Here is a 232-nt window from a genome sequence, read left to right on the forward strand (position 1 = left end):
ACCCAGCAGGTCTTCCCCGGCTCATCCCCGGGCGTCGCCGAGGACGGCACTTGCCGGGGCACCAACGCCTTCTACGATTCCTCCTCCAGGACCGTCAGCGGGACCGCCGGCCTGAACTGGCGGTTCAACCGGCTGGGCGTGGGCCATACCGTCAACGCGGCCTTTACCGGCGTCCAGCAGGAAGCGGGCAATGCCTATGTCTCCACCGCCACAGGCCTGGCCTCCAGCATCT

Annotated in this window: 1 pseudogene; it reads left to right on the top strand. The window is 68.1% G+C overall.

The features are described from left to right. Positions 1-232: pseudogene (locus AC0IW9_RS32165) on the top strand (TonB-dependent siderophore receptor); the annotation flags it as partial.

The sequence above is a fragment of the Belnapia sp. AC561 genome (genome assembly GCF_979252845.1).